The organism is Candidatus Jordarchaeum sp., assembly GCF_052745115.1.
Genome location: NZ_JBRAKS010000274.1, coordinates 1 through 5,304 on the forward strand (window position 1 = coordinate 1; position 5,304 = coordinate 5,304).

The 5,304-nt window shown below is 38.5% G+C and carries 5 protein-coding genes; 2 read left to right on the forward strand and 3 right to left on the reverse strand.

Annotated features, from left to right (window positions below; translation table 11 throughout):
• Positions 1–83: 83 nt before the first annotated feature.
• Positions 84–1,313, reverse strand: coding sequence for an aspartate kinase (locus tag ACUVXA_RS15755; protein ID WP_445872238.1), 1,230 nt, complete (start codon positions 1,311–1,313; stop codon positions 84–86).
• Between the two features lie 473 nt (positions 1,314–1,786).
• Between ACUVXA_RS15755 and ACUVXA_RS15760 the strand changes: the two genes are divergently transcribed.
• Positions 1,787–2,536: a hypothetical protein gene (locus ACUVXA_RS15760; protein WP_445872239.1), complete on the forward strand. Its 750-nt coding sequence runs from the start codon at positions 1,787–1,789 to the stop codon at positions 2,534–2,536.
• Between the two features lie 128 nt (positions 2,537–2,664).
• Here ACUVXA_RS15760 and ACUVXA_RS15765 read toward each other — a convergent pair whose 3' ends face one another.
• Positions 2,665–3,246: a deoxynucleoside kinase gene (locus ACUVXA_RS15765; RefSeq protein ID WP_445872240.1), complete on the reverse strand. Its 582-nt coding sequence runs from the start codon at positions 3,244–3,246 to the stop codon at positions 2,665–2,667.
• 318 nt (positions 3,247–3,564) lie between these two features.
• Here ACUVXA_RS15765 and ACUVXA_RS15770 point away from each other — a divergent pair, with 318 nt between their 5' ends.
• Positions 3,565–4,560 (forward strand): hypothetical protein, encoded by a 996-nt coding sequence (locus ACUVXA_RS15770; RefSeq protein ID WP_445872241.1) that lies wholly within the window; start codon positions 3,565–3,567, stop codon positions 4,558–4,560.
• A 47-nt stretch (positions 4,561–4,607) separates the two neighbouring features.
• Here the strand turns inward: ACUVXA_RS15770 and ACUVXA_RS15775 are convergent, their stop codons facing one another.
• Positions 4,608–5,081: an HD domain-containing protein gene (locus ACUVXA_RS15775; RefSeq protein WP_445872242.1), complete on the reverse strand. Its 474-nt coding sequence runs from the start codon at positions 5,079–5,081 to the stop codon at positions 4,608–4,610.
• Positions 5,082–5,304 lie beyond the last annotated feature (223 nt).

Sequence of the window (5,304 nt, forward strand, 5' to 3'; positions counted from 1 at the left end):
AGAATATACTTATTGCAAAATTTTAGAAGAAATTTGCTAGTTGATTGAAAAATGAAAAATTTTGTTCAGGTATTTTTTATCATTTAGCTTAAACCGAAGCTCTCTTTGACAAGTTTTAAAGTTCTTTCTCCATCGTTTGAGTGTACCAAAATCTTGATGCTGCTGGCGGTGGGTAGGAAGCTGTAGACGTTGATCCTATTCTTTGTTAATGGATCCGTAATTTTGGAGATTATTCCGGGTATTTTGACAAAGTCTTGTCCCTTAACGAATATTAGGTTTAGGTTATCATAACAGGTAGCGGATTTTCCTATGCCTTTTTTGTTAATTATTTCATGTATTACATTGAATGGGGTTGTTTGCGGATCATCCACGACGAGAAGCATGATACACCATGATTCGAGTGTGGCGCCCACAACCTCGATTTTTTGTTTGTAAATGTCCTCAAAGAATGTTGATAGTAATTTTGGCTCTGTTACGTTATCTCCTATTATGGTAACTAATTGAACCGGTTTATCTAAGATAGAAATCTCTAGATCGGGTATGCTTTTACCGGTAATTACTGTTCCATCATCAGTGATTTTTCCCTCGTTTATACCCACGACCCGGATTACCGAATCATCGGACTTGTATTGGAGAGCCTTGGACTGAATCACTTTAGCTCCTGAAGCAGACAAAAGCTTTGTTTCTATAGTGTCTAAAGCCTTAACTGTATTCGAGTCCCCGACTTTTTTAGGATCACCGGATTTTATACCGGAAACATCCTTCACCAGAATAACCGAGTTAGTGCCCAGACATTTCCCTAAGAGTACTGCTGTTAAATCGCTGCCTCCTCTGCCCAATGTTGTGACTCTTCCCTTTTTGTCTTTGCCCAGGAATCCACATATTACCGGAACTTTTTTTTCCTCTAAAAGGGGAACAAGAGATTTTTTAACCCTTAATTTTGTTAGTTCTAGGTCGGGGTTTGCATTGCCATAATTATCATCGGTTAGTATGGGCCATTGCTCATTTTCCGGGTCTATTAATACGGCTTCAACTCCCAAGGTTTTTAGAGCTATGCACATTAATCTTGCGCTGGTTCTCTCGCCCATTGACAGTAGGCTGTCTAGGTCGCTTGACGAATCTGAGTTTCCACTCAATTCTTGAGCCATTTTGAGCAGCTCGTCTGTTTTGCCTTTCAGGGCAGAAACTATCACCACTATACGCTTATCACTGTCATGCTCGTTCTTTATTAGTTCAGCGACCTTTTGGATATTGGATGTACAGTCTAGTACGGAACCACCGAATTTGTATACTACTGTTTCAGGTTTTTCCATATTAAACTACTCCAGTAAGGTTTTTGTAAAAAAGGTTCGTCTAGGCTGAGATGCGGGTTTTTCAAAAAACTCTGTTATTATATGTTTTAATATTATTGGCATTCTTTTATCTGTATTTTGCCAAGAAAAAATAATCCATCCGCATCTCTTTTTCACCGCTTCTTTCCGATAAGTAGGGATAATTTAAAAATTTTTCGTTTCTTATCGTTGGATTAATATTTATGCAAAAAAGTATAAAAGTTGATTTGAAATTAATCCTGAAATGCTCACAATTTTTGTGAATCAATGTTTTTTATATATTCAGCTGGTTAATTTGCCGATTTTTCTTCACATATTTTGTTCGGTTTTTTGGAGTTAGAATATTGAGATATTATGTTAGTATTACACACCTTTTTTATTCTTTTATTATATATTTTCCAGTGGAAATTGACCCAAACTACTAAAACAAACATTTAAGTAAAGGAGAAAGGAAAATGTCAAAAAGCGGCAGCGAAGGAGTGAAGAAAAACGGTGAATTCGTAAGCATGAGAGGTATAGGAATACCAGTGAGACTCTACAAACTGCAACAAAACAAACTAGATGGAGACGAGGTTATCAAATTAATGAAAAAACAGCTCTGGGGTGATGGAACAGAAGAAGGTTTCATTAAACCTCGAAAACTAAACGGTGAAGTCCAAGCGGAATACGTGGTATCTTACCCCACCCACTACTACACATTAGATAGTAAGGGAAGAATAGTGCCTGTTTCCGTTATGGCCCAAGACAAAGGGGAAATCCACGTACGCCTAAAAACTGGCGTCATAGAGCTCAGAGGCAGTTACCTAGCAGCAAAGCGGAGTGTAGCTAAAACCGTGGAAATAACAGGAGTCAAAGCTGAGGCAATGACGCTTAGCGATGATGCAATGGACAAATTAATGAAAAAAGCCAAAGAGGTTTCAACAGTCACCATTTCGAATCTTGAAAATCCCTACCTGAATTCCTTGGAAATTAGAGGAGAGGCGATTAAGCGAGCCCCCGAGATCCTAATATTTAGAAAGAGGCAACGTGGAAGAATACAAACCCTTCGAGGAACCTACTCCTTGCCTTCGGGACAAATGCTAACCTGCTTCTTTAACTCCAAGGGCTCATTTATAATGTACAGAAAAGGAGAAGGAATCTACACAGATGACTTGGAGTACATGATCGATTATCTGGAAAGCCTTACCATAACTACTCCCCAGTAAACCTAACCCCACGCAGCCACCCTCTCGACCTCTCTCCTATTTTTTCCCCTTCAAAAACTTATTCCCGCCAAAAAAATTTTGAAAAATGATTTTTAGGTTTCTTAGTGTGAATATATTATATGGTTCAGTTATTTGATGTGGTTATTTATTTGGTTTATAATTTCCTGGGCTGTTTTATCTGCCTGGTTGTTTTGAACGCTGATCATATTTGGTTTAAATTTTTGGAAGACTTTTTCGTATCCCTCGATTACTTTTTCGATATAGTTTCTGTCGGTTTCGTTCCATTCTGGGGGGTGTTTCTCTTTTCTGTTAATTATTTGGGTTATTAGTTGCTCGGGGGTTTCTTCTATGTAGAAAATCGCGGTTTCTTCCCATTTTATCGCCTTGTAGAGATTTTCGATTGTCGCATAATCTTCAGGAGTACATAAGGCATAGGAGTAGCTGAGTAAGCATAGTGGACTTCGGTCGCAAAGAATGATTCCCTGTTTTAGCATTCTTATTTTTTCGTTTCTTATTATCATTTGTTCCAAGTACCATAGTTCTGCTCTGAATGCGGTTTGTTTGTCTTTGGATCCAAAGGGATATCGGGGAGGATTAACATTATCTGGAAAAAAAATCCAGTTTTTGCATCTATTTTGAAGTATCTCGTAGATAGTGGTTTTTCCAGAGCCGTGCACTCCTGCCAGAGAAAAGACCAACTTTGGCTTCATAGGGGGCATCTCGCTTTTTCTCCTCTCAGGAAAATAAAAACCCAGCGATATATAGATGTGGGTAACATAAGTGTATTGCTGGACTGATTAATAGTTTATTGCAATCTAATTTTTTTGAATTATTTTGAAGTTATTTAATCTTTAGGAAAATTTACTATTTACTATTAAGATTGGCTTTTTGCGGCGCCTAATATTATTTGAAGATTAATTTAAAAGTTGTCAGGTAGGTTTTAAATATTTTAATTAACAATTTTTAATAACTCAGAGTTGTTGATCGGAGACGTATTATTTGGTATTTTTGATTATTTGGGTGATTGTATGGTTAAGGAATTGGGTGTCGCGTATTACGGTTTCCATTATCCGGATCGGGCTGAGGAAGATTTTTTGGAGATTATTGATCACAATTGTAACGCGGTATTGTTAGCTGTTTCAGAGTACGACTATCAGATCTGGTATTCTAACGTGGTTAAGATTGGCAAGATAGCAAAGGATTTGGGTCTGAATGTTTATGTGAATCTTTGGGCTTTTGGAAAGGTTTTCGGAGGGGAAGCACCATCGGTTTTTCTACAGGATAATGTTAATTATCGCCAAGTTTTTAACAAGGAATTCCCGTTTCCCTTTGTGGGCGCCTGTTTTAACACCGAAGTTTTTAGGAATTACTTTTTTGACGCGGTTTCAAAGCTTGTCAAAGAGGAGGTTTTTGACGGATTCTTCTGGGACGAACCGCACTACATTATCACAGGCACCAGGGAAATCTATAGCTGCGTTTGTCCCTCATGCCGAGAGCTTTTTAAAGAACAGTACGGGTATGATATGCCCGAGAAGGCTAATGAGGATGTTTTCGAATTTAAAGAAAAATCGATTCTGGATTTCTTGGAGCAATCCTCTAAACTGGTGAAAGAAGTGGATTCAAAGAAGTCGGTTACCGTGTGTCTTATGCCCTTCTTCACCAAGGAAGAACAGGGCGCCAGTTGGGAGAAGGTATGCTCCATCAAAGAACTGGATGTTTTCGGAACAGATCCCTATTGGAGCGTTGCAAAAAAAGATATCAACTTTGTGTCAAAAGCTTCTGAGGAAACAGTTAAACTAGCAAAGCGGTATGGTAAGAGGTCTCAGCTGTGGATCCAAGGATTCTTAATTCCTGCGGGGAAAGAGGAAGAGGTGAGAGAGGCGGGAAGAATAATCGGAAAAAGCGGTGTAGACTCTGTTTTCACATGGGCCTATCGCGCCTGTGAGGGAAGCCTAGTCCAGTCTGATAACCCAAAAAAGGTATGGTCTATAATTAAAGAGGTTTACGCAGAATTAAAAGAATAAATAAGTCAATGATTCCATTTTTAATCTGTAATGTTGTTTGATAATTGTTATTTAATTATTTTTTGTAATTTTGTTTCGATTAATTTTGATAGTTGGAGGATTTCAAGGAAAGCATCTAGTTTATCTGCTATCCAAACGATGAAAGCCTCTCTGCTTCGTGGCGCCCCGCCAATGGGGTACATGTGAGTTTTTATTACTTCTACTACTCTTGGATGTTCTCCTATTCTCTGGGCTATAGTGGCACCTTTCCTTGCGTGCCCAAAAATCTGAGATAGAGGCTTATGGACCTGTTGGTGATCATAACCTACATCATGTAGAACACCTGCTCTGGCGCAAATTCTGGCATCCCCTCCCAAAAGCTTACAAAGATAAAAGCTAAGATAACCTACTCTAATACAGTGGTCACGTCTCCTATTTTTCTCCTGCACCAATTTTGAAGAGAATCTATGAGATGGGTATCTCTCCAACCCTTTCAGATATTCCGAATCTAATAAATCCTCTACAACTTTTTCAAAAATCAAGGGCATATCCTTCTTAATTCTACGAGTAAAAATTTGGAGGAAACTAAACAGTATTTTTTTAGAACCGGTCTGTATACATAATTAAGTGGGAATTAGGATATATTTTTTCGTTCCAATAAAAAACTTTCAATCTCCGTAGCTGGAGAACGGTTTTTGCAAGGGTTGTACCATTTTTTGCGCTCGTATGCGGAAGGTGTGGGGCGCATTTTTCAGCCGGTGAGTG